Genomic DNA, 24,189 nt, shown 5'->3' on the forward strand with positions numbered 1-24,189 from the left:
ACCGCACGGCACCCGATCGCGGGAGCATCACCACCCGATGGGCGGTATTGCTCCCGCGATCAGCCATTTCCGGGCGAAAGCCGCATCCCGCAAGCATCGGTGTCGTTGGCTCATACGTGCACGCATACGACCCCTCTCCCCGCGCCCAGTACCCGCACCCGATCCCCGGCATGCGCCCGCCGCACGAGCCGGTGGCGACGCATCGCCCGGACCGCACGTCGGCCACGCCGATCTATGACGCGCTGTACGCCGAGTACCGCCGCTCCTTCAGGGCTCTGCCCGGGGACCGTACGGACGAGGCCGAGGTACCGGAATCGCTGCGCGGCACCGGGCACTGGGGCCGTACGACGGCTTCGACGGGCCACTGGGAGGTCGTGGGCCGGCAGCCGTACCACCCGCGGGGACATGTCCCGCCGGCGCTGCCGCCGGGACAGCGGGACTCCCGGTCGCAGGGGCGCTGAGCCCCCGCGACCGGTCGACCGCTACTTCTTCTTGTTGCCGCGCTTCTCGCGCACCCGCACGGAGATGTGGATCGGGGTGCCCTCGAAGCCGAACTCCTCGCGCAGGCGACGTTCGACGAAGCGGCGGTAGCCGGCCTCCAGGAAGCCGGAGGCGAACAGTACGAACCGCGGCGGCTTGGTGCCGGCCTGGGTGCCGAAGAGGATGCGGGGCTGCTTGCCGCCGCGGATCGGGTGCGGGTGGGAGGCCACGATCTCACCGAGGAAGGCGTTCAGCCGCCCGGTGGGGATACGGGTCTCCCAACCGGCCAGGGCCGTCTCGATCGCCGGGACCAGCTTCTCCATGTGGCGGCCGGTGCGCGCGGAGACGTTGACCCGCATCGCCCAGGGGATCTGCACGAGGTCCCGCTCGATCTCCCGCTCCAGGTAGAAGCGGCGCTCCTCGTCGAGGTTGTCCCACTTGTTGTACGCGATGACCAGGGCGCGTCCGGCCTCCACGGCCATCGTGATGATCCGCTGGTCCTGGACGCTGATGGACTCGCTGGCGTCGACCAGGACGACCGCGACCTCGGCCTTCTCCACGGCCGCCGCGGTGCGCAGCGAGGCGTAGTAGTCGGCGCCCTCCTGGAGGTGCACCCGGCGGCGGATGCCGGCGGTGTCCACGAACTTCCAGGTCTTGCCGCCGAGTTCGATCAGCTCGTCGACCGGGTCACGGGTGGTGCCGGCGACCTCGTTGACGACCACCCGCTCCTCGCCGGCGACCTTGTTCAGCAGCGACGATTTGCCGACGTTCGGGCGGCCGATCAGCGCGATCCGGCGGGGGCCGCCGAGGGCCGCGCCGAAGGTCTGCGCGGGCGCCTCGGGCAGTGCGTCCAGTGCGGCGTCGAGCATGTCGCCGGTGCCGCGGCCGTGCAGCGCGGAGATCGGGTGCGGCTCGCCCAGGCCCAGCGACCACAGCATCGCGGCGTCCGCCTCGCCGGACGCGCCGTCCACCTTGTTGGCGACCAGCACGACGGGCTTGCCGGAGCGGCGCAGCAGCTTGACGACGGCCTCGTCGGTGTCGGTCGCGCCGACCTTGGAGTCCACGACGAAGACGACCGCGTCGGCGGCCTCGATGGCGAACTCCGCCTGCATCGCCACGGAGGCGTCGATGCCGAGGACGTCCTGCTCCCAGCCGCCGGTGTCGACGACCTTGAAGCGGCGGCCGTTCCAGTCGGCCTCGTAGGTGACGCGGTCGCGGGTGACGCCCGGCTTGTCCTCGACGACCGCCTCACGGCGGCCGATGATGCGGTTCACCAGGGTCGACTTGCCGACATTGGGGCGGCCGATGACGGCGAGGACGGGCAGCGGGCCGTGGCCGGCCGCAGCGATGTCGCCCCCGACCTCCTTGAGGTCGAAGCCCTCTTCCGCGGCGAGCTCCATGAACTCCGCGTACTCGGCGTCGCCCAGCGCACCGTGCTCGTCGCCGGTGGGGGTCTGGTCGTTCATGAAGTCCGTTCCTCGTTCATCATCGTCATCGGTGGGGCGCTCGTGCGCGCCCCACTACTCAAAGTGTCGGTTGGCGCCCGGTCAGGCGCCTGGCCTCTGCCAGGTGGGCGGTCAGCCGCTCCTGGATCCGTACGGTCGCCTCGTCCAGCGCCTTACGGGTGCGCCGTCCGCTGTCGTCGCCCGCCGCGAAGGCGTCGCCGAAGACGACATCGACGCGGCCGCGCAGCGCCGGCAGCCCGCGGTGCAGTCGGCTCATGCGGTCCGTGCTGCCGAGCACCGCCACAGGCACGACGGGGGCGCCGGAGCGCACCGCGAAGTACGCGAGCCCCGCCCGCAGCGACGCGAAGTCGCCCTCGCCGCGGGTGCCCTCGGGGAAGATCCCCAGCACCCCGCCGCGCTCCAGCACCCCGAGCGCGTCGGTGATCGCCTTGCGGTCGACGGTGTCGCGGTCCACCTTCAGCTGCCCGATGCCCCGCAGGAACGGGTCCAGCGGGCCGACGAAGGCTTCCTTCTTGATCAGGAAGTGCACCGGCCGCGGCGCGGTGCCCATCAGCATCGGGCCGTCGATACCGTGCGAGTGGTTGACCGCGAAGATCACCGGGCCCGCGGACGGCACTCGCCAGGCACCCAGCACCCGCGGCTTCCACAGGCCGTACATCAGGCCGATGCCGATCCGCCGGCCGACCCCGGCGCCCGCGAGGCTCGGCGCCTTGGCGCTGTCGGTCACCGGGCGAGTCCCGCCTTTTCGGCGCTGGCACCCTCGATGAGAGTCACCACACACTCGATGACCTGCTCCAGGCTCAGCTCCGTGGTGTCCACCTCGACGGCGTCGTCCGCCTTGGCCAGCGGGGAGCTCTTGCGGGAGGAGTCGGCGGCGTCCCGCTTCATCAGCGCCTCGCGGGTGGCGGCCAGGTCCGTGGCCTCCTTGCCCTTGAGCTCGCCGCTGCGGCGGGCCGCACGGGCCTCGGCGGAGGCGGTGAGGAAGACCTTGAGATCGGCGTCCGGCAGGACGGTTATGCCGATGTCGCGGCCCTCGACCACGATGCCGTTCGGGGCCTCGGTGGCGATGGAGCGCTGGAGGTCGGTGATCCGGGCGCGTACCTCGGGGACCGCGCTGACGGCGCTGACCGCGGAGGTGACCTCCTGGGTACGGATCGGGGCCGCGGCGTCCAGGCCGTCGACCGCGATGGTCGGGGCGGCCGGGTCCGTACCGGAGACGATCTGGGGTTTGCCGGCGGCGTCGGCCACGGCGGTGGCGTCGTGGATGTCGATGCCGTTGGTCAGCATCCACCACGTGATCGCGCGGTACTGGGCGCCGGTGTCGAGATAGCCGAGCCCCAGCTTGGCGGCGACGGCCTTGGACGTGCTGGACTTGCCCGTGCCTGCGGGGCCGTCGATGGCGACAATCACTGCAGCCGGGGCGGTCCGGGCGGCGGTTTCCACGGTGACGAACACCTTTCCTGTACACGGGGCGGAGGTCCATGGCCCACAGAGGGCCTCGCACAAGGTTACTGGCTCACCCGCACCGCCCCGTCCACGGTCTCACTGCCGGATCGACCAGCCCCGCTCCCGCAGCTCCGCGGTCAGCACCGGCACCGCGGCCGGCTCGACCGTGAGCTGGATGAAGCCGGCCTGCTGACCGGTGGCGTGCTCGATACGGACGTCCTCGATGTTGACCCCGGCCCGGCCGGCATCGGCGAAGACCCGCGCCAGCTCACCCGGCTGGTCACCGATGTAGACGGCGACGGTCTCGTACGTGGCCGGTGCGGCGCCGTGCTTGCCCGGCACCCGCTCGCGACCGGCGTTGCCGCGCCGCAGTATGTCCTCGATGCCGCCCACGCCGCCGCCTCGTTTGTCCTCGTCGGCGGACTCCAGCGCGCGCAGCGACCGTACGGTCTCGCCCAGGTCGGCGGCGACCTCGGAGAGCACATCGGCGACCGGGCCCGGGTTGGCGGACAGGATGTCGATCCACATCCCCGGGTCGGAGGCGGCGATCCTCGTCACATCCCGGATGCCCTGACCGCACAGGCGCACGGCGGTCTCGTCGGCGCCCTTGAGGCGGGCCGCGACGAGGCTGGAGACCAGCTGCGGGGTGTGGGAGACCAGGGCGACGGCACGGTCGTGGGCGTCCGCGTCCATCACCACCGGGACGGCCCGGCACAGCGCGACCAGCTCCAGGGCGAGGTTGAGGACCTCGGTGTCGCCGTCCCGGGTCGGGGTGAGCACCCAGGGCCGGCCCTCGAAGAGGTCGGCCGTGGCGGCCAGCGGTCCGGAGCGCTCCTTGCCGGCCATCGGGTGCGTGCCGAGGTACCCGGACAGATCGCAGCCCATCGCCTCCAGCTCGCGGCGCGGGCCGCCCTTGACGCTGGCGACGTCGATGTAGGCGCGGGCCGCGCCGCGCCGAATGGCGTCGCCGAGCGCCGCCGCGACATGGGCGGGCGGCACGGCCACGACGACCAGATCGACCGGCCCGGGCGGCGCCTCCGCGGCGCCCGCGCCCAGGGCGGCGGCCGTCAGGGCCTGCGCCTGGTCGTGGTCCTCCAGATAGACCTGCACCCCGCGGCCGTTCAGCGCGAGCGCGGCGGAGGTGCCGATCAGGCCCGTTCCGATGACGAGTGCCGTTCTCACTGCGCGATGTCCTTCCGCAGCCCCGCGGCCGCCCCGAGGTAGACGTGGGCGATCCCGGCCTTCGACAGTCCGGTCTCGACATGGGCCAGCACCCGCACCACGCGCTCCATGGCGCCGGTCACATCCAGCTCCTGGGCGCAGATCAGGGGCACATCGGTGATCCCCAGACCGCGGGCGGCGGCCGCCGGGAAGTCGCTGTGCAGATCCGGGGTGGCGGTGAACCACACGCTTATCAGGTCGTCCGGCACGAGGTCGTTGCGCTCCAGGATGGCGGTGAGCAGCTCCGCGACCTGCTCCCGCATGTGCTCCGCGTCGTCCCGCTCCAGCTGGACGGCCCCCCGGACCGCTCGTACCGCCACGTCACTGCTCCCTGCGTCCGGTGCCCGCGTACACGACCGCATACGCACTGATCAGCGTAACCAGCGGCGCCGACAGCCGTGCCCCCGGCGCCCGAATTCCGGTGACAGCCACCGCCCCGACCAGCCACAATCGCCCGCATGCCCAACGACGCCGCAGGCCACGAACTGGTCACCGAGCACACCGTCTACGCGTGTGTGATGGGCTCGCGCGCCTTCGGACTGGCGACCGCGGCCAGCGACACCGACCGGCGCGGGGTCTATCTCGCGCCCACCGCGCACTTCTGGCGCTTCGAGAAGCCGCCGGCCCAGGTGACGGGCCCGCGCGAGGAGGAGTTCTCCTGGGAGCTGGAGCGGTTCTGCGAGCTGGCGCTGCGGGCCAACCCCACCGTCCTGGAGTGCCTCCACTCCCCCCTCGTGGAACGCCTCGACGCCACCGGACGCGAGCTGCTCGCCCTGCGCGGCGCCTTCCTCTCCCGGCACGTCCACCGCACCTTCACCGGCTACGCCGCCGGGCACCTCGACAAACTGCGCGCGCAGGTCCTCCGGCACGGCGCACCCCGCTGGAAGCCCGCCATGCATCTGCTCCGGCTGCTGGCCACCGGCCGCGACCTGCTGCGTACCGGCACCCTCGCCCTCGACGTCGGCGACGCCCGCGAGGAGCTGCTGGCGGTCAAGCGCGGCGAGGTGCCCTGGCCGGAGGTGGAACGCCGGGCGGCGGCCCTGATCGAGGAGGCCGGGGCGGCGCTCTCCGGGTCGCCGCTGCCGGCCGAGCCCGACCGGGCCCGGGTGGCGGAGTTCCTGTTCCGGGCCCGGCGGGCGTCGGCGCTCTCCTGAGGCGTTCGGTGGCGGCGGACGGCCCGGCCGCCCGGAGGACGGGCGTCCGGCCGCGTCACCGCCGGTACCTCAGGCGTCCCACGCCTCCCCCAGCGCCAGCAGCTCCTCCCGGTACTCGATGCGGTCCGCCCACTGGGCGGGCCAGGCGTCGGCTCCCAGGTGGGCGCCCGCGAACGCACCGGTGAGGCAGGCGATCGAGTCGGAGTCGCCGGAGGTGCAGGCGGCCCGGCGGAGGGCCGTGCGGGGCTCGGTGGGGAAGAGCAGGAAGCAGAGCAGGCCGGTGGCCAGTGCCTGCTCCGCGATCCAGCCGGCGCCGGTGGCGAGGCAGGGATCGGCCTCCGGGTCCGGTGCGGCGAGTGCCGCGTCCAGCCGGTCCAGGACGCCGAGGCAGTCGTCCCAGCCGCGCGCCGTGAACGCCTCCGGTGACGGGTCCTGGGCGCGCTGCCAGAGGTCACCCAGCCAGTCCTCGCGGTAGTCGGTGCGCTGCGCGTGGGCGTACGCGCGCAGCAGGCCGGTCAGCTCGGCGGGCCTGGCACCGTGGGCGAGGGCGTGGACGGCGTACGCCGTGAGGTCGCTCGCGGCGAGCGCCGTGGGGTGGCCGTGGGTGAGCGCGGACTGGAGCTGCGCGGCGCCGGAGCGCTGCTGCTCGCTCAGCCCCGGCACGAGCCCGATGGGCGCGACCCGCATATTGGCGCCGCAGCCCTTGGACCCGGTCCGGCTGGCCTCGGCCCAGGGCAGGCTTTCGTCGCTGAGCAGCCGGCAGGCGTCCAGGCAGGTGGTACCCGGCGCGCGGTTGTTGTCGGGCGAGCGCCACCAGGCGACGTACTCCGCGCGCACCGGGTCCGCCAGGCGGGCGGCGGTGAGCTCGCCGTGCCCCATGGCCGTGCGCAGGCCGCGCCCGAGGGCCAGCGTCATCTGGGTGTCGTCGGTGACGAAGGCCGGCACCGGCAGGCTCATGTCCCGCCAGGGCCCGCATTTGGTGAGGATCGACGGTACGTCGTGGAACTCGGTCGGGAAGCCGAGCGCGTCACCGAGCGCCAGCCCGATGAGCGAGCCGGTCGCGGCAGACGGTGCCCCCATGTGAAACCACCCCTTAATGTCACGATGACGTTAAGGGGTGGTCCGCCGTTGCCGCAAGCGGTTTCGGCTACAGCTCGACCTCGCGCATCAGCATGCCGACCTCGGTGTTGGTCATCCGTCGCAGCCAGCCCGACTTCTGGTCGCCCAGGGAGATCGGCCCGAAGGCGGTACGGACGAGCTTGTCCACCGGGAAGCCGGCCTCGGCGAGCATCCGGCGCACGATGTGCTTGCGGCCCTCGTGCAGGCTCACCTCGACGAGGTAGTTCTTGCCGGTGTTCTCCACGACCCGGAAGTGGTCGGCGCGGGCGTAGCCGTCCTCCAACGGAACGCCGTCCTTGAGCTGCTTGCCCAGGTCCCGCGGGAGCGGGCCCTGGATCGCGGCCAGGTAGGTCTTCTTGACGCCGTAGCGCGGGTGCGTGAGGCGGTGGGCCAGCTCACCGTGGTTGGTGAGCAGGATGATGCCCTCGGTCTCCGTGTCGAGGCGCCCGACGTGGAAGAGCCGGGTCTCGCGGTTGGTGACGTAGTCGCCCAGGCACTGGCGGCCGTCGGGGTCCTCCATCGTGGAGACGACGCCGGCCGGCTTGTTCAGCGCGAAGAAGAGGTACGACTGGGTGGCGACCGTCAGGCCGTCGACCTTGATCTCGTCCTTCTGCGGGTCGACGCGGACGCCCTGCTCCATGACGACCTGGCCGTTGACCTCGACGCGCGCCTGGTCGATGAGCTCCTCGCAGGCGCGCCGCGAGCCCATACCGGCCCTGGCGAGCACCTTCTGCAGCCGCTCGCCCTCCTCCTCACCGAAGGTCTTGGGGGTCTTGACCTGCGGCTTGCTGTGACGGGCGCGGTTGCGCTCCTCGATCTGGGCGTCCAGCTCACGGGGCCGCGCGGGCGCCTGGCCCCGGCCGCGCTGCGGAGCGCCCTTGCCGCCCGGACGGGACGCCTTGGACGCGGCGCCCGTACGGGGACCGCCCTTGGCTCCGCCGCGGGCCGCCGCGCCCCGGCTGCCGCCGCCGCTCTTGGGAGCACCGCTCTTGGGAGCACCGCTCTTCGGAGCACCGCCCCTGGGAGCACCGCCCCTGGGAGCACCACTCTTCGGAGCGCCGCTCTTCGGGCCACCGCTCCTGGCGGCCCCGCCGCGTTCGTCCCTGCGCTCCGAGGAGCCGCCGGAGCCGGCGGATCCGCCCACGTCGTAGCGGCGCTCCTCGGGACGGGGGCGGCCCGCGCGCTGCTGCTTGTCGTCCCGCTTGTTGCCGGCGCCGCGGTAGTTGCCCCGGCCGCCGTCCCTGTCGTTCCTGCCGCTGCTTCGCATCAATGATCCGTCTGAGAGTCGCCGCTGTCGTCTACGTCGAACGACGGGATACCTTCCGCGGAGTCACCCTCGACCGCGTCCGCCTCTGGGAGGAACGGTGCGAGCTCAGGGAGCTCGTCCAGGCCGCGCAGGCCCATCCGCTCCAGAAAGTAGTTCGTCGTCCTGTACAGGATCGCACCTGTTTCAGGTTCCGTCCCCGCCTCCTCCACAAGGCCGCGCTGGAGGAGCGTGCGCATCACACCGTCACAGTTCACGCCGCGTACGGCCGAGACGCGGGAACGGCTGACCGGCTGACGGTACGCGACCACGGCCAGAGTCTCCAATGCGGCCTGGGTGAGCCGGGCCTGCTGGCCGTCCAGCACGAAGCTCTCCACCGCGTCCGCGTACTCGGCACGGGAGTAGAACCGCCAGCCGCCGGCCACCAGCCGCAGATCGAAACCGCGCCCCTGGCGGGCGTAGTCGTCGGACAACTCACGCAGCGCCAGGGCCACCGCGCGACGCGGGCGCTCCAGCACCTTCGCCAGGTGCTCCTCGGTCGCGGGCTCGTCCACCACCATCAGGACGGCCTCCAGGGCGGGCTTCAGCGCCAGCTCCGCGACGCCGAGCGCACCGGTGGGCGCCGGGCCCCCGTCCCCCGCCTCCTGCACCTCGTACGCGTCCTCGTGTGCTCCCTCCACCTCGTGTGCTCCCTCCACACTCACTCCGTCTCCTCGCTCTCCCGGGCATCCGCCGGGGGCTGCGTCTCCTGGTCGAACTCGTCCGTGACGACCGGCTCCGCCCCCTCCGCGCCCGTCCAACGGACCGTCAGCGCCCCCAGAGCCTCCTCCTGGTCCAGGGCGACCACCCGCTCGCGGTAGAGCTCCAGCAGTGCCAGGAAGCGCGCCACGACGGTGAGGGTGTCCGGGGCGTCCGCCACCAGCTCCTGGAAACCGGCCGTGCCCACGGCGCGCAGCTGCGCCATCACCACCTCCGCCTGCTCCCGCACGCTCACCAGCGGCGCGTGGATGTGGTCGACATAGACCTGCGGCCTGGCCTTGGGCCTCATCGCCTTGACCGCCAGCCGGGCGAACCCCTCCGCCCCGATGCTGATGACCACCTCGGGCAGCAGCTCGGCATGCTCCGGCTCCAGCCCGACGGTACGCGGGTATCGCCGCGCCTCGTCGGCCAACCGTCCGCTGAAGATGTCCGCGATCCGCTTGTACGCGCGGTACTGCAGGAGTCGGGCGAAGAGCAGGTCACGGGCCTCCAGGAGCGCGAGGTCCGCCTCGTCCTCCACCTCGGCGGCGGGCAGCAGCCGGGCCGCCTTCAGATCCAGCAGCGTCGCCGCGACGACCAGGAACTCGGTGGTCTGGTCCAGGTCCCAGTCCGGCCCCATGGCCCGGATGTGCGCCATGAACTCGTCGGTGACCTTCGAGAGTGCGACCTCGGTCACGTCCATCTTGTGCCGGGAGATCAGCTGCAACAGCAGATCGAAGGGGCCCTCGAAGTTGTCCAGCCGGACGGTGAACCTGCCGTCGTCGACCCCGGAGGCATCTGAGGTGCCGGAGGTGTCGATGGTGCCGGAGGTGTCGGAGGTCTCACCGGTGTCCGGGGACTCGGTGGCGTCCGGAGCCTCGAAGGCGTCCGACGGCGCGGCGAGGCCCGGAATCTCGGCCATGTCCGGGGGATCGGCGATGTCCGGGGGATCGGCGGCGTCGGACGGCTCGGAGGTCACGGTGGGGGCGGCGGGTGGGCCGGGGAGGTGCGGTGCGGCGGACGACCCGTCCCCGGAGTCCGGCGGCGCGGGCGGCTCGTCCGCCGCGGCTGCCGGGCCCGTCCCCGGGCCTCGCCCCAGGGGGCGTCGGGCGCGGGGAGCGGGGGCGTCGTCGTTGGTCGTCGGCATCGCGGTCCAGGGTGCTGCGGTCCCCGCGCCGGGGCTGCGGGCTGGTCACGGGCGGGACACCCCACCGAGGAGGCAGGCTATCTCGCGGCGGCGCCGAACCGGGCGCGACCCGAGCGGGCCGCCCGGGCCGTCGGTCAGCGGCCCCGCAGCCGCCGCACCAGGATGCTGGCGTCCCCGCGCGACTCCAGATCGGCGAGGACGACGGCCACCGCCTCGCGGACGATGCGGCCGCGATCGACGGCCAGGCCGTGTTCGCCGCGCAGCACCAGGCGGGCGTGTTCGAGGTCCATGAGCTCCTCGGCGGAGACATAGACGGTGATCTTCTCGTCGTGCCGTTCGCGGCCGCTGGGGCGGCGGTTGGCGCCGCGCCCGGCACCCCGCCGGCGGCCCTGTGCGCCGTTCTGAGCGACCGCGGCGGCCGCCTCCTGGGCCGGCTGCGGCCGGTGGCCCTTGGGGGGCTCCGCGTCCGCCGCACGGCCGCTGTGCTCGGCCGGGGTGGCGGGCGACGGGGTGCGGCCGGGGGCCGGGTCGCCGTCGGCCGGGGCGTCGCCGTGCCGTACGGCGGCGGGCGCCTCCGCCGCGTCCGCCGGGTCGGCCGGTGCGGGCACCCGGGGAGCCTCACCGGCCGCCGGCGAGCCGTTCGCCGGCCGACGGGGTGCGGAGGACTGGAGCCCCATCCCCCCCGTGGTGCGGAACAGTTCGTCGGCTCCGGGCAGACTCACTCGGCGTGACACCGGGCGAGCACCTCCCTGGCGAGCTGGCGATAGGCGGCGGCACCGACGGAGTTGGAGGCGTACGTCGTGATGGGCTCGCCGGCGACGGTGGTCTCCGGGAAGCGCACCGTACGGCCGATGACGGTGTGGTAGACGTGATCGTCGAAGGCCTCCACGACGCGCGCCAGGACCTCACGGCTGTGCACGGTCCGGGAGTCGTACATCGTGGCCAGGATGCCGTCGAGCTCCAGCTCGGGGTTGAGCCGCTCCTGGACCTTCTCGATCGTCTCGGTCAGCAGCGCGACACCGCGCAGCGCGAAGAACTCGCACTCCAGCGGCACGATGACCTTGTGAGCCGCCGTCAGGGCGTTGACGGTGAGCAGGCCCAGCGAGGGCTGGCAGTCGATGACGATGTAGTCGTAGTCGGCCAGCAGCGGCTTCAGGGCGCGCTGCAGGGTCGACTCGCGCGCGACCTCGCTGACCAACTGCACCTCTGCCGCTGACAGGTCGATGTTGCTGGGCAGCAGGTCCATGTTGGGAACCGCGGTCTTCAGGAGCACCTCGTCGGCCGACATCCCCCGCTCCATGAGCAGGTTGTAGACCGTCAGGTCGAGCTCCATCGGGTTGACGCCGAGACCGACGGACAGGGCGCCCTGCGGGTCGAAGTCGACGAGCAGCACCCGTCGTCCGTATTCGGCGAGCGCGGCACCCAGGTTGATGGTCGAGGTGGTCTTGCCGACCCCGCCCTTCTGGTTGCACATCGCGATGATCTTGGCGGGGCCGTGCTCCGAGAGCGGTCCCGGGATCGGGAAGTACGGGAGCGGGCGCCCGGTCGGGCCGACGCGCTCGCGGCGCTGGCGGGCCGCGTCCGGCGCGAGCGTCGCCGCGTACTCGGGGTCCGGCTCGTACTCCGCGTCCGGATCGTAGAAGTGCCCCTCGGGCAGGTCGTCGTAGTCGGCGAGACGGGCGGGTTCTCCACTGCCCCGGTCGCCGGCCATGGCGTTCACGTGATGGCCGTCCATACTCTGGTGGGCTGTCGAGGAAATGCTCTGGTGGGCTGCGAAGGTGTGGACCGCGACGGAGCCGACAGCCTCGAGCCCCGAGGGACCCTGGCCCCGTGCAACCGCTCCTGGCCGACCACCTCCGGGAGAAAATGTCGACTCATTCACAAGTCGTCTTACCTCCTTGGATGTGACCAGGAAACTTTATCGATAGGTCAGCGTGGCACTATGCCGACGGTTGGCGACTCTATGGCGTGTCGGGCGTTCGCAGCAACACAATCCACCGGACCCGGCACGATGTGTCGGTGACGGAACCCCTCGATGTCAAGGCCACAAGCGGCATCGGCCCGATGTTTCGTGGGTGCGCGAATCGGTTAAAGGGTTACGTTCGCGGCGAGTTGAGAGCTCGTCAGCCGACGGCGTGCCCGCGGCGCGTCGCACAAACGACCGGCCGGGCCCTGTCGACAAGGCCCGGCCGGATGTGCAGCGTTGACGCGCTCGATTGACGCCTCAGCCGAGGAGCGTCCGCAGCTCGACCGACTCGAGGCCGTGCGCCTCGGCGACCTCGGGGTAGACGACCTTGCCGTCGTGGGTGTTCAGGCCCTTGGCCAGCGCCGGGTCACGGCGCAGCGCCTCGACCCAGCCGCGGTTCGCCAGCTCCACGATGTAGGGCAGCGTGGCGTTGGTGAGCGCGTAGGTGGAGGTGTTCGGGACCGCGCCGGGCATGTTGGCGACGCAGTAGAAGACCGAGTTGTGGACCTGGAAGGTCGGCTCGGCGTGCGTGGTGGCACGCGAGTCCTCGAAGCAGCCGCCCTGGTCGATCGCGATGTCGACAAGGACACTTCCGGGCTTCATCTTGGCGACGAGCGCGTTGGTGACCAGCTTCGGGGCCTTGGCGCCCGGGATCAGGACCGCACCGACGACGAGGTCGGCCTCGACGACGGCCTTCTCCAGCTCGAAGGCGTTGGAGACGATCGTCTGCACCTTGGTGCCGAAGATCTTGTCGGCCTCGCGGAGCTTGTTGATGTCCTTGTCGAGCAGGGTGACGTGGAAGCCGAGGCCCACGGCGATCTGCACGGCGTTCCAGCCGGAGACGCCACCGCCGATGACGACGGCCTTGCCCGCCTGGACACCCGGGACGCCACCGGGCAGCACGCCGCGGCCGCCGGCCTGGCGCATCAGGTGGTACGCGCCGACCTGCGGGGCGATACGGCCCGCGACCTCGGACATCGGGGCGAGCAGCGGCAGCGCGCGGCCGGCCGTCTCGACGGTCTCGTAGGCGATGGCGGTGGTGCGGGACTCCAGCAGGGCGTCCGTGCACTCCTTGGAGGCGGCCAGGTGCAGGTAAGTGAAGAGCGTCTGGTCCTTGCGGAGGCGGTGGTACTCCTCCGCGATCGGCTCCTTGACCTTCAGCAGCAGGTCGGCGGCGCCCCAGACCTCGTCGGCGGTGTCGAGGATGGCGGCGCCGGCGGCGACGTACTCCTCGTTCGTGATGGACGAGCCGAGACCGGCGTCCTTCTCGATGACGACCTGGTGGCCGTGGCGGACGAGCTCGTTGACTCCGGCGGGCGTGATGGCCACGCGGAACTCGTTGTTCTTGACCTCGCGGGGGATGCCGACCTTCACGTCGATCACGGTCCTTGAAAGAGAGCTTGCAGGAGGAATTATCCCCTCATGCGGTGCATGACGGAACTGACCGCGCCGTACGCGGCCCACCCAGTCTATTGAAGGAGCTCTTCTTGTCTAGCCTTGTAAAGCAATAATTCTCGCTGACACCACCACCGATTTCGTAGGCTACTCGGGGTGATCTTCGAGGAGTCGCTCTCCGGCCTCGCGGTGGAGCCGTGCCGCAGCTGGATCCCCGAGCCGTTCGAGGGTGTCCGCAATCCGTAGCTGGAGCACCGCCTCCAGCTGTCCGTCGCCCGCTTTCCGGACGGTTTCGAGGGCCTCCCGACAGATCCGCAGCGCCTCCTCCGGCAGTCCCGCACACTCCTGCACCCGGGCCAGCTCGCCCATCGCCCGCGCCTGACCCGCCGTGTCGCCGGCCCTGCGGCAGGTGCCCACGGCGGCCCGCCAGGCCGTGAGCGCCTCGCCCCAGCGGCCCGCCTGGGCGTGCACCCCGCCGATCCGGCCGTGCAGCCGCGCCGCATCGGCCTGTTCCCCTTGGGCGAGCCGCAGCTCCAGCGCCCGCCCGTACCAGTCGGCGGCCCGCTGCCAGTCGCCCAGCTCGCCGTACGTACCGCCGAGCGACTCCAGGGCCCGGCCGACGGCCGCCGCGTCCCCCGCCGCGCGAGCCGCCTCCAGCGCGCCGCGGTAGCGGGTGAGCGCCGCCGCGGTGCGGCCGGCGTGGACGTCCAGATCCGCGAGGTTGAGCAGCGCGGCGGCCTTCTCCCGCGGCAGCCGGCGGCGCTCGGCGACCTCCAGGACCAGCTCGTGCAGCGCATAGAGGTCCGGCGCAGCGGCCTCGGGGCCCTGGTGTGCGAGCAGCGTACGGGTCAGCGCAGCCATCAACCGCCGGTCCAGGGTGTCGAGTTCACCGTCGGCGACGGCGATCCGCGCCGCGTCCAGGAGGGTGCCGCGGTGGCCGCGCAGCCAGTCCCCGGCGGCGGCGCGCGAGGGGAAGCGCAGCGAGCGCGGCAGCCCGGCGACCTTCAGGCGCGCGGGCGAGCCGGGTGCCTCGCTCATCGCCCAGCACGACACCAGCAGCCGTACGGTGCGCTGCAGCATCCGGGCACGGGCCAGCTGGATGTCGGAGGAGCGCTCGTACGCCTCCAGCAGGTTGCGCACGAGAGGGGCGAGGCAGCCGGGCAGCCGGTACTGCGGATGGCCCGCGGCGCCGTCCGGGACGGCGTCCGCCGGGTCCTGGCCGGCCACCGGGCGCAGCAGGCCGAGCGCGGCGAATTCCTGGAGCGCGGGTCCGGCCGTGGCGACCGAGCAGCCGGCCAGGGCGGCGGCGTCGTGCGCGTCCACCAGGCCGCCCGGGGCCAGGACGGTCAGCCGCAGCATCCGGGCCGCGGGCTTCGGCAGGGCGTCGTAGGCGAGTTGGAAGGCGCGGAACAGCGGCCGGGCCGCCGTGGAGACGCCTTCCGGCAGCGGTACGGCGGCCAGCGCCCGGTGCAGATCGGAGAGCGAGGACTTCGGCCGGGCGGCGAGCCAGCCGCCGGCCAGCACCAGGGCGGCGGGCTGGCCGGCGCACTGCTCGGCGACGGCGTCGGCGGTGCTCGGGTCGACGGTGATCCGGGTCGGCCCGGCGTAGCGGGCGAGGATCTCGACCGCCGCCGCCCTGTCCAGCCCGCCCAGGGTGCACGGCCGGACGTCGGGGATACCGGTCAGCGGCCCCTGGGAGACCACCACGACCAGGCATTCCGGCACGTCCGGGAGCAGCGGCTCGACCTGTTCGGCGCCCGGCGCGTCGTCCAGGAAGAGCAGCGCCCGGCGCCCCGCGAGCGCCCCGCGCAGCAGCTCGCCCAGTTCGTCCTCGGCGGCGCCGGGCGGGGCGTCGGTGTCCAGCGCGGTGAGCAGGTCGCGGGCGATGGCGTCGGTGGCGCAGGGTTCGCCGTCCCGGCCGGTGAGGGTGGCGCGCAGCACGCCGTCGGGATAGTCGGCGGCGAGCTCGCGCAGCAGGGCCTCGGCCAACGCGGTGCGGCCGGAGCCGGGGCGGCCGGCGATCAGCAGGACGCGGCTGCGGGTGCCCCGACGGCCGGTGAGGGTGTCCAGGCCGGTGCGTTCGATGTCGGCGCGGAGGGCCTTGAGTTCACGGCGGCGACCGGCGATGCGGGCGGTGGCGGGCGGAGCCGCGGGCGCGGGGACGGTGGCGTCGTCCCGGCGGGGCCCCGATGCCCGCCGGGACGACGCGGCCGTGGCACCCCCGACCGGCCGGCCGGTCGCCTCCGGCGGGAGCTGCCCGCCGCCCACCGCCTGATCCGTCACCGGCCACGCTCCCGTCCACGTGCGCGTACGATCCCGCCGCGATCGCCGACGGGAACGCTGCCGAGCGTAGTTCACGATCCGTCACCACCCGCGTTGAGCGGGGCTGTTGCGTCACTCGATCGGAACAGCAGATCATCGGACCGGTTCGGAAAGTGCCGGTCAGGACGGTCAGGCGACGAACGGGCGGGCCGGCCACGGCGCGTCGGCCGGCCGCAGCGCGTCCAGCCCCGCACCGCCCTGGGCCGCGGTCAGCGCGAGCGCGCCCACCACGAGGCAGTTGTTGTGCAGCTCACCGGCGAGGGCGCCGCGCACCAGCTCGTCCGGCGCCACCCGCGCCAGCTCCATGTCGGCCTCCTCCTCGGAGACCTCGAACCGCTCCCCCTCGGCCTCGGACAGACCGCGGGCGAGGAAGATCCGGACGGCTTCGTCGCAGCCGCCGGGCGTGGTGTAGACATCGGTCAGCACGCGCCAGTCATCGGCCTTGACGTGCGCCTCCTCGTACAGCTCACGCTGTGCCGCGTGCAGCGGGTTCTCACCGGGGATGTCGAGCAGCCCGGCGGGGATCTCCCACAGCTTCTGGCGTACCGGGTGCCGGTACTGGCGCAGCACCAGCACCCGCCCCTCGTCGTCGAGGGCGAGCACGGCCACCGAGCCCGGGTGCACCTGGTAGTCCCGCGCGGCGGACGAGCCGTCCGGCATCACCACCTCGTCGGTGCGCACGCTGGTCTTGTTCCCGGTGAACGGCGTCGTGGTGGCGGTGACCGTCCACTCCTCGGGGGTGTCCTTGATCGCCATGGCGCGTCCTCCTGTGTGTACCTGACCTGTGCCAACGCAGAAACCGGGGCACGACCTCGGGTGAGGAGGTCGTACCCCGGCAACCGTATCCGTCCTGCCGGGTGCTACTCGACGGCACCCGTCTTGCGCGCGACCGCGGCCTTCACCAGCCCGGCGAAGAGCGGGTGCGGGCGGGTCGGCCGGGACCGCAGCTCCGGGTGCGCCTGGGTGGCGACCAGGTAGGGGTGCACCTCGCGGGGGTACTCGACGTACTCGACGAGCTTGTTGTCCGGGGAGGTGCCGGAGAACTGCAGGCCGGCCTTCTTCTCCAGCTCGCCGCGGTAGGCGTTGTTGACCTCGTAGCGGTGGCGGTGGCGCTCCTCGACGTAGGGCTGGTCGTCGTACACCTCGCGCACGATCGAGCCCTCGGCGAGCTTGGCCGGGTACATGCCCAGCCGCATCGTGCCGCCCATGTCGCCCTCACCTGCGACGATGTCCAGCTGCTCGGCCATCGTCGAGATCACCGGGTCGGCGGCACCCGGGTCGAACTCGGTGGAGTTCGCGCCCTTGATACCGGCCAGGTTGCGAGCCGCTTCGATGACCACGCACTGCAGGCCCAGGCACAGGCCGAGCAGCGGCAGCTTCTGCTCGCGGGCGTAGGTGATCGCGCCGACCTTGCCGTCCACGCCGCGGTCGCCGAAGCCACCGGGGATGCAGACCGCGTCGCAGTCGCCGAGCTGCTCCGCGGCGCCCGCCGGGGTCTTGCAGTCGTCCGAGGTGACCCACTTGAGCTTCACCCGGGTCTTGTTCGCGAAGCCGCCGGCCCGCAGCGCCTCGGTCACCGAGAGGTAGGCGTCGGGCAGGTCGATGTACTTGCCGACCAGCGCGACCTTGACCTCGTGGTCGGGGTTGTGGACGCGGTCGAGCAGGTCCGCCCACTGCGTCCAGTCCACGTCGCGGAACGGCAGGTCCAGCTTGCGCACGACATAGGCGTCCAGGCCCTCGGCGTGCAGAACCTTGGGGATGTCGTAGATGGAGGGGGCGTCGATGGCGGCGACCACCGCGGCCTCGTCCACGTCGCACATCAGCGAGATCTTGCGCTTGATGGCGGTGGGCACCTCGCGGTCGGCACGCAGCACGATCGCGTCGGGCTGGATACCGATGTTGCGCAGCGCCGCGACCGAGTGCTGGGTCGGCTTGGTCTTGAGCTCACCGGACGGGCCGATGTAGGGGAGCAGCGAGATGTGCACGACGAAGACGTTGTCCCGGCCGACCTCGTGGCGGACCTGGCGGACGGTCTCCAGGAACGGCAGCGACTCGATGTCGCCGACCGTGCCGCCGACCTCGGTGATCACGACATCGACGTCGTCGGTCGCCATCCGGCGGATGCGGTGCTTGATCTCGTTGGTGATGTGCGGGATGACCTGCACGGTGTCACCGAGGTACTCGCCGCGCCGCTCCTTGGCGATCACGGTGTTGTAGACCTGGCCGGTGGTGACGTTCGCGGAGCCGTCGAGGTCGACGTCCAGGAAGCGCTCGTAGTGGCCGATGTCCAGGTCGGTCTCGGCACCGTCGTTGGTGACGAAGACCTCACCGTGCTGGAACGGGTTCATCGTTCCCGGGTCGACGTTCAGGTACGGGTCGAGCTTCTGCATCGTGACCCGCAGGCCGCGCGCCTTCAGGAGCGCACCCAGGCTGGAGGCGGTGAGCCCCTTGCCCAGCGAGGAGGCGACGCCCCCGGTGACGAAGAGGTGCTTGGTCGTCGTGGATTTGGGCGGCATGGCCAAGAGGGAGCTCCCGTGGTCGCGAGGTGGAGAGGTGCGAAGCGGCGCCGTCCCGGGTTTTCAGGGGTGCCGTCGCTGCGGTTCGGGGGTTCTCGTGCCCACCGGTCCACGGGGTACCAGGCTATCAGCGACCGGGCATGGTCGCGCCCGGCCACGCACGGGCCGGTCCACGTGACCCGCGCCACCCGATCGGACCACCCCACTCCTCGCGAGCGTCGCGCGGATCGCTCATCTGCGTCGTATCCTGCTCGGACACTCGCTTACGAGCCGCCCGGGAAGGCACCACCCCCGCCCGATTTCCGGTCCCGCTGCTCGGCGACGTTTCATGGGCAGGACGGACAGCACACACGTCCCATGGGGGGCGTCACTCCACAGTTCGACGGGAGATGCACGTGGCCGGGCGCATCGAGGACTACGCACTCATCGGCGATATGCAGACGGCCGCACTGGTGTGCCGGGACGGCACGGTCGACTGGCTGTGTCTGCCGCGCTTCGACTCGCCGGCGGTCTTTGCGGGACTGCTCGGCACGGAGGAGCACGGCTTCTGGCGGATGGGGCCGGCCGCCGGGCCCGGCCCCGGTGCCGGGCCCCGGCACGCCGACCGCCGCCGCTACCGGGGCGATTCCCTGGTGCTGGAATCGGAGTGGGACACCCCGCGCGGCACGGTGCGGGTGATCGACTTCATGCCGCCGCGGGACGGCGCCCCGCAGCTGATCCGCATCGTGGAAGGTGTCAGCGGCCGCGTCCCGATGCGCTCGGAGCTGCGGATGCGGTTCTCGTACGGATGGGTCGTGCCGTGGGTCCACAAGGTGGACCACCGCACGGTCGCGGTCGCCGGTCCGGATTCGGTGTGGCTGGACACCGAGGCGGAGACCTACGGCAAGGACCTGACGACCTACTCCGACTTCACGGTCGGCCCCGGTGACCGGATCGCCTTCACGATCAGCTGGCAGCCCTCGCACCACCAGCCGCCCGCCACCGCGGAACCTGAGGCGTCGCTGGAGGCCACCGAGGAGTTCTGGCGCGAGTGGGTCGAGCACTGCACGTACCACGGGCCCTACCGCGATGCGGTGGTGCGCTCGCTGATCACCCTCAAGGCGCTGACGTATGCGCCGACCGGCGGCATCGTCGCCGCGCCCACCACGTCCCTGCCCGAGTGCATCGGCGGCATCCGCAACTGGGACTACCGCTTCACCTGGCTGCGGGACGCCGCGATCACCCTCTCGTCCCTGCTGCGCACGGGCTACCGGGAAGAGGCCCGGGCCTGGCGCGAGTGGCTGCTGCGGGCGGTGGCCGGCGATCCGGAGAACCTCCAGATCATGTACGGCATCGCCGGCGAGCGGGAGCTGGGCGAGAACGAACTCGGCTGGCTTCCCGGATACGAGAACTCCCAGCCGGTCCGGGTCGGCAACGGCGCCGCGGGCCAGCTGCAGCTGGACGTGTACGGCGAGGTCACCGAGGCGCTGCACCTGGCGCACATGACGGGCCTGGCACGCAACGACTACGCCTCCCTCCTCCAGCTCAAGCTGATCCAGTGGGTGGAGAAGCACTGGGACGAGCCGGACGAGGGCATCTGGGAGGTCCGCGGACCGCGCCGCCACTTCGTCCACTCCAAGGTCATGACGTGGGTCGCCGTCGACCGCACCGTCAAGCTGATCGAGTCCGGGGACGTGGACGGCCCGCTGGAGCGCTGGAAGGACCTGCGCGAGACCATCCACCGGGACGTGTGCGAGAAGGGTTACGACAAGGAGCGCAACACCTTCACCCAGTCCTACGGCTCCCAGGAGCTGGACGCCTCGCTGCTGCTGATCCCGCAGATGGGCTTCCTGCCGCCGGACGACAAGCGCGTCATCGGCACCATCGAGGCGATCCAGCGGGAGCTGGCCACCGAGGACGGCTTCATCCTGCGCTACCCCACCTCGGGGGAGGGCGATCTCGGCGTGGACGGCCTGGAGGGCGAGGAGGGCGCGTTCCTGGCCTGTTCGTTCTGGCTCGCCGACGACCTGGCGATGATCGGCCGGGTGGACGAGGCCCGCAGGCTCTTCGAGAAGCTGCTCTCGCTCCGCAACGACCTGGGGCTGCTGGCCGAGGAGTGGGACGCGAAGCTCAAGCGCCAGGTGGGCAACTTCCCGCAGGCCTTCAGCCACGTCCCGCTGATCGACACGGCGCTGCGGCTGACCGCCAGCGGCGCGTACGGGGGCGGGTAGCGCACCGGCCCGTGTTGCCGGGTGCATACCCCGGGCACACGGGCCGCAGCCGCAGCTCAGTCCGCCCGGCGCGGGGCCAGGGCGAGGACGGCGACCGGCACGATCAGCAGGACGACGGCGGCGTTCAGCCCGCCGTAGCCGATCAGGGCCACGATCCCCCCGGCCAGCGCGCCGCCGCCCGCACCGGCGAGATTCATCAGGGTGTCGGCCAGGCCCTGGACCTCGGAGCGGTGCGCGGCCGCGGTCGATTCGGTCAGCAGCGTCGAACCGGCGACGGTGGCGCAGGACCAGCCGAGCCCGAGCAGGAACAGGCCGGCGACGACGGCCCCCCGGGAGCCGCCCGCGGTGCCGGCGACGGCCGCGGCGGCGAGCAGGACGACCTGTCCGACGAGGACGACCCGGACCCGGCCGATCCGGTCGGTGAGGCGGCCGACGAGCGGCGAGAGCGCGAACATCCCCGCGATGTGCAGGCTGATGGCGAATCCGACGACTTTCAGCTCCGCGCCGTCGTGGGCGAGATGGATCGGCGTCATGGTCATCACGGACACCATGACGGCGTGCCCGAGGACGACGGCGACCAGGCCGAGCCGCGCCTCGGGGGCCGCGCGGACATGCCGCAGGGCGGCGGTGACACGGGTGGCGAAGGGGGCGGCGGGCTCGGGGTGGCCGGCCCGGGCTGCCGTGGTGGGGGCGGTGGCGACCGCGAGGAGCAGCGGATCCGGGCGGAGCAGCAGCTGAATCAGCGTCCAGCCGATCAGGAACGCGCCGACGGAGAAGACGAACGTGCCGGCTTCCTCCGGCTCGCCCAGTGCGCGGGCGACCGGCTCGCCGGGGCCGCTGAGGTTGGGGCCGAGGACGCTGCCGAGGGTGGTGGCCCAGACGACGAGGGACAGGGCGCGGGCCCGGTGGGCGTCCTCGGCGAGGTCGGCGGCCGCGTAACGGGCCTGGAGGTTGGCGGCGGTGGCGGAGCCGATGAGGAGCATCCCGGCGAGCAGCAGCGGGAACCAGCCCAGCCGCGCCGCCGCCAGGACGAGCAGCGAGCCCACGGCGCCGAGCAGCCAGCCGGTACCGAGTCCGGCGCGGCGGCCCCGGGAGCGGGAGAGTGCGGCGAGCGGGATGCCGAGCAGCGCCGCGCCGAGGGTGATGGAGGTGGTGGCGAGGCCCGCCGCGGCCTCGGATCCGGTGAGCCGGCCGACCAGCAGGGAGCCGGAGGAGAGCATCGAGCCCATCCCGATCCCGCCCACGACCTGGGCGGACATCAGGACCCGGACGGTGCGGCGCTGTACGGCGGCACGGTCCGGGTCCTGGGGTATGGGCTGGGGTACGCCGTGCGGAGGGCGTCCGCCGGCCGGACCCCGGCGGCCGGCGGGATCACCGCGGTCGGCGGGGCCGTTGCGGGTTTGTGCGGTACCTGACATGTGCAGAGCGTAGGGAGGTGCGGCCCCGCGCGACAGGGGTCAGAACGGGGTCAGGGTGAGGGTGAGCTCCTTCGGAGCGCCGTCCTCGATGTACGAGGCGAAGCCGGCGACGTCGTCGAAGGCGAAGCCGTACGCCTTGCCGTCCTGGGTCGCCGCGTGCATGGCGCGGGCGTAGTGGTTGGTGAGCCGCTGCTGGTAGAAGTCGGCCGGGTCGGTGGTCGGCTGGGACGCGTGGGTGGTGAGCGTGGAGCGGTTGAGGGCGGCGCCCAGGATCGCGGCGACCGGTCCGAGGGTGCCGTCGTTGGGGGCGGCGAGGGTGCCGTCGCAGAAGAGGACGTCACGGGTGGACGGCTTGTCGAAGGAGACCGAGCCGGGGCCGGTGAAGGAGAGCTTGCCGCCGCTGACCCGCCCGGTGAAGGTGCCGGCGTTCGTCGTCACGGACAGGTCCTTGGCCGCATAGGCCGACCATGCCTCGTCGATGGCGGGTGCGAGGTGGTCCTTTCCGAACAGCCCGCTGTCCAGGCCGTGACCGGGCGCGATGATCCGCTTGTCGCCGACCACCAGGCGGTCGAAGCCCTCCGCTCCCTTGACGTCGGCGAAGACCTTGGCGCGGGCGCCGTCCTTGAGCGTGCCGGTGGTCTGCTCCTTGGCCCCGGCCAGCTTGATCGCGAGCGGGACGCTGAACATGTCGACCATGGTGGTGTTGCAGTACATCCCGCCGGAGTTGTAGGTGAACTCGGCGCAGTCGTGCAGGATGTCGTAGTTGGGGTCGGACGCGACCCAGCCGGCCGGGTAGGCGAGCGCCGCCTTGCCGTTGCCGTCCTCGACGGCCTTGAACTTGAGCTTGCCGCCCAGCGCGGTGTAGATCCGGCCGGACATCTGCGGCAGCTGGAGAGTGGTGGTGCCGGAGGCGGCGAGGGGGATGGCGTAGTCGGTGAAACCGTCCGAGCCGTTGTCGGACACCGCCACGGGCTTGAGCCGGCCGTCCGGGGTGACGCGCACCTGCTGGGTGCCGTCGTTGCCCACGATGTAGATCCACACCGAGGAATTGGCGTACTCCCCGGAGGAGTTGACGATGTGCAGGGGCAGGCCCGCGGCGGCCCGGCCCGTCGGGGCCCCGGTGGCGAGTGCCCGGCCGCCGAGGGCGAGGCCGGATGCGGTGGCGGCGCCGGCGGCGAGAGAGCCGAGAAGGGTGCGGCGGGAGATCACGATGCGGCTCCTTGGCGTGCGGTACGGGCCCGGGCGGGCTGTGCGACGGAGACGGCGACGTGGTCGACGAGCAGCGAACCGCCCGGCCGGGTCGCGTCGGTGGGCGTGGCCGCCCCCGCGACGCCGTCCGGGAAGGCACCGCCCATCGCGAGGTTCAGCAGCAGGAAGTGGCCGTGATGGGTCGCCTTCGCCCAGGTGTCGGCGTCCATCTCGGCGGCGGTGACGGTGTGGAACTTCGTTCCGTCGACGTACCAGTTCAGCGATTCCGCGGCGCTGTCGGTGCGGTCGAGCTCCAGCGCGTAGGTGTGGAATCCGGCCTGGCAGGCGCTGCCGGGGCACTCGCGGGTGTTTCCCTTGCCCTGGGTCTCATTGCACGGCCCGCCGGGGTTGACGCCGCAGTGCAGCGTGCCCCAGACCTTGTTGATGCCGTTGACGTTCTCCATGACGTCGAACTCGCCGATGCCCGGCCAGTTCTGGTAGTTGCCCCGGTAGGCGTCGCCCAGCGTCCAGAACGCCGGCCAGTAGCCGAGTGCGGCGTCACCGGAGACGTCCGGCATCCGGATGCTCGCCTCGATGCGGAGCTTGCCGCCGGCCGGCGCCGCGAAGTCGGTGCGCTGGGTCTCGATCCGGCCCGAGGTCCATTCGGCGCCGTTCTTCAGGGCCGTGATCCTGAGGTGGCCGGCACCGTCGAGCTGGAGGTTCTCGGGGCGATCGGTGTAGGTCTCCCGCTCCCCGGTGCCCCAGTTGGCCGGGCCTCCGGGGTAGCCGGTGCCGGTGTCGGTGATCCAGTCGTCGGCGGGGGGCCGCGATCCGGCGGCGCCGTCGAAGTCGGCGCGCCAGACCTCCTGGAAGGCGTCGGGGGCGGCTGCCGTGGCGGCCGACGCCGTCGGGACGGTGAGGGCGGAGGCGCCGAGGAGTGCGGCGCTCGCGGCGAAGAGCGCCGCGCGTACCGCTCTTTTCCTGAATTTCATGTTCATGACATTCTCCTCGCACAGTGGGGGGTAGTGAGGAGCGCTGAGGGGTATGCGGCGTGAGAGCGCTCTCATGCCGCGTCCACAGGGAACCCTGCCGACTCGGCGGCATACCGTCAAGTCATCGCGAGGAAAAAGGAGTTGGAC

General features: G+C 72.3%; 21 protein-coding genes. 3 read left to right on the forward strand and 18 right to left on the reverse strand.

Going from position 1 to position 24,189, the window contains the following annotated elements; all coding sequences use genetic code 11:
• Positions 1-116: 116 nt before the first annotated feature.
• Positions 117-461 (forward strand): hypothetical protein, encoded by a 345-nt coding sequence (locus tag ACGFML_RS09105; protein ID WP_393541581.1) that lies wholly within the window; start codon positions 117-119, stop codon positions 459-461.
• Positions 462-482: 21 nt separating this feature from the next.
• Here ACGFML_RS09105 and der read toward each other — a convergent pair whose 3' ends face one another.
• The 5 genes from der to aroH all read right to left on the reverse strand — a co-directional run bounded on the left by der (position 483) and on the right by aroH (position 4,933).
• Positions 483-1,946 carry a ribosome biogenesis GTPase Der gene (gene der, locus ACGFML_RS09110; protein ID WP_393541582.1) on the reverse strand — a complete coding sequence of 488 codons (1,464 nt, stop codon included), beginning with the start codon at positions 1,944-1,946 and terminating at the stop codon, positions 483-485.
• A gap of 58 nt (positions 1,947-2,004) precedes the next feature.
• Positions 2,005-2,673 carry a lysophospholipid acyltransferase family protein gene (locus ACGFML_RS09115; protein WP_393541584.1) on the reverse strand — a complete coding sequence of 223 codons (669 nt, stop codon included), beginning with the start codon at positions 2,671-2,673 and terminating at the stop codon, positions 2,005-2,007.
• Positions 2,670-3,389 (reverse strand): (d)CMP kinase, encoded by a 720-nt coding sequence (cmk, locus tag ACGFML_RS09120; protein ID WP_393541586.1) that lies wholly within the window; start codon positions 3,387-3,389, stop codon positions 2,670-2,672. Before cmk ends, ACGFML_RS09115 begins: the two co-directional genes overlap by 4 nt.
• A gap of 99 nt (positions 3,390-3,488) precedes the next feature.
• The gene (locus ACGFML_RS09125) at positions 3,489-4,574 is read right to left on the reverse strand and encodes a prephenate dehydrogenase (RefSeq protein ID WP_393541588.1); all 1,086 of its coding nucleotides are present in this window, start codon (positions 4,572-4,574) and stop codon (positions 3,489-3,491) included.
• Positions 4,571-4,933 carry a chorismate mutase gene (aroH, locus tag ACGFML_RS09130; RefSeq protein ID WP_393541590.1) on the reverse strand — a complete coding sequence of 121 codons (363 nt, stop codon included), beginning with the start codon at positions 4,931-4,933 and terminating at the stop codon, positions 4,571-4,573. The genes ACGFML_RS09125 and aroH overlap by 4 nt, the downstream gene beginning before the upstream one ends.
• Before the next feature lie 138 nt (positions 4,934-5,071).
• Here aroH and ACGFML_RS09135 point away from each other — a divergent pair, with 138 nt between their 5' ends.
• Entirely contained in the window at positions 5,072-5,767 is a 696-nt protein-coding gene (locus tag ACGFML_RS09135) for a DNA polymerase beta superfamily protein (RefSeq protein WP_393541591.1), read from the forward strand.
• A gap of 69 nt (positions 5,768-5,836) precedes the next feature.
• Here the strand turns inward: ACGFML_RS09135 and ACGFML_RS09140 are convergent, their stop codons facing one another.
• The 10 genes from ACGFML_RS09140 to ACGFML_RS09185 all read right to left on the reverse strand — a co-directional run bounded on the left by ACGFML_RS09140 (position 5,837) and on the right by ACGFML_RS09185 (position 18,234).
• Positions 5,837-6,847, reverse strand: a complete 1,011-nt coding sequence (locus tag ACGFML_RS09140) for an ADP-ribosylglycohydrolase family protein (RefSeq protein ID WP_393541593.1) — start codon at positions 6,845-6,847, stop codon at positions 5,837-5,839.
• 67 nt (positions 6,848-6,914) lie between these two features.
• Positions 6,915-8,153: a pseudouridine synthase gene (locus ACGFML_RS09145; RefSeq protein WP_393541595.1), complete on the reverse strand. Its 1,239-nt coding sequence runs from the start codon at positions 8,151-8,153 to the stop codon at positions 6,915-6,917.
• Positions 8,153-8,800: an SMC-Scp complex subunit ScpB gene (gene scpB / locus ACGFML_RS09150; RefSeq protein ID WP_393541684.1), complete on the reverse strand. Its 648-nt coding sequence runs from the start codon at positions 8,798-8,800 to the stop codon at positions 8,153-8,155. Before scpB ends, ACGFML_RS09145 begins: the two co-directional genes overlap by 1 nt.
• A gap of 50 nt (positions 8,801-8,850) precedes the next feature.
• The gene (locus ACGFML_RS09155; RefSeq protein WP_393541597.1) at positions 8,851-10,035 is read right to left on the reverse strand and encodes a segregation and condensation protein A; all 1,185 of its coding nucleotides are present in this window, start codon (positions 10,033-10,035) and stop codon (positions 8,851-8,853) included.
• 134 nt (positions 10,036-10,169) lie between these two features.
• The gene (locus ACGFML_RS09160) at positions 10,170-10,769 is read right to left on the reverse strand and encodes a hypothetical protein (RefSeq protein ID WP_393541599.1); all 600 of its coding nucleotides are present in this window, start codon (positions 10,767-10,769) and stop codon (positions 10,170-10,172) included.
• The gene (locus tag ACGFML_RS09165; protein ID WP_393494890.1) at positions 10,754-11,770 is read right to left on the reverse strand and encodes a ParA family protein; all 1,017 of its coding nucleotides are present in this window, start codon (positions 11,768-11,770) and stop codon (positions 10,754-10,756) included. Before ACGFML_RS09165 ends, ACGFML_RS09160 begins: the two co-directional genes overlap by 16 nt.
• 489 nt (positions 11,771-12,259) lie before the next feature.
• Positions 12,260-13,375: an alanine dehydrogenase gene (gene ald, locus ACGFML_RS09170; protein WP_393541686.1), complete on the reverse strand. Its 1,116-nt coding sequence runs from the start codon at positions 13,373-13,375 to the stop codon at positions 12,260-12,262.
• A 168-nt stretch (positions 13,376-13,543) separates the two neighbouring features.
• Positions 13,544-15,679: a tetratricopeptide repeat protein gene (locus ACGFML_RS09175; RefSeq protein WP_393541601.1), complete on the reverse strand. Its 2,136-nt coding sequence runs from the start codon at positions 15,677-15,679 to the stop codon at positions 13,544-13,546.
• Positions 15,680-15,847: 168 nt separating this feature from the next.
• Positions 15,848-16,474 carry an NUDIX domain-containing protein gene (locus ACGFML_RS09180; RefSeq protein ID WP_393541603.1) on the reverse strand — a complete coding sequence of 209 codons (627 nt, stop codon included), beginning with the start codon at positions 16,472-16,474 and terminating at the stop codon, positions 15,848-15,850.
• Positions 16,475-16,578: 104 nt separating this feature from the next.
• Positions 16,579-18,234 carry a CTP synthase gene (locus ACGFML_RS09185; RefSeq protein ID WP_393541605.1) on the reverse strand — a complete coding sequence of 552 codons (1,656 nt, stop codon included), beginning with the start codon at positions 18,232-18,234 and terminating at the stop codon, positions 16,579-16,581.
• A 389-nt stretch (positions 18,235-18,623) separates the two neighbouring features.
• On the opposite strand from ACGFML_RS09185, the gene ACGFML_RS09190 reads away from it, so the two are divergent.
• Positions 18,624-20,444: a glycoside hydrolase family 15 protein gene (locus tag ACGFML_RS09190; RefSeq protein ID WP_393541607.1), complete on the forward strand. Its 1,821-nt coding sequence runs from the start codon at positions 18,624-18,626 to the stop codon at positions 20,442-20,444.
• A gap of 56 nt (positions 20,445-20,500) precedes the next feature.
• Here the strand turns inward: ACGFML_RS09190 and ACGFML_RS09195 are convergent, their stop codons facing one another.
• From ACGFML_RS09195 to ACGFML_RS09205, 3 genes are read right to left on the reverse strand one after another with little or no spacing between them, the layout of a single operon-like run.
• On the reverse strand, positions 20,501-21,862 hold the full coding sequence (locus ACGFML_RS09195; RefSeq protein WP_393541609.1) for an MFS transporter: 1,362 nt from the start codon (positions 21,860-21,862) through the stop codon (positions 20,501-20,503).
• A 39-nt stretch (positions 21,863-21,901) separates the two neighbouring features.
• A complete protein-coding gene (locus ACGFML_RS09200; protein ID WP_393541611.1) occupies positions 21,902-23,071 on the reverse strand; it encodes a beta-1,3-glucanase family protein in 1,170 nt (389 codons plus the stop codon).
• Complete coding sequence (locus ACGFML_RS09205; RefSeq protein WP_393541613.1) at positions 23,068-24,048, reverse strand: glycoside hydrolase family 16 protein; 981 nt, start codon at positions 24,046-24,048, stop codon at positions 23,068-23,070. The genes ACGFML_RS09200 and ACGFML_RS09205 overlap by 4 nt, the downstream gene beginning before the upstream one ends.
• Between the last annotated feature and the right edge of the window lie 141 nt (positions 24,049-24,189).

Origin of the sequence: Streptomyces sp. NPDC048650 (assembly GCF_043199095.1) — a bacterium.
GTDB lineage: Bacteria > Actinomycetota > Actinomycetes > Streptomycetales > Streptomycetaceae > Streptomyces.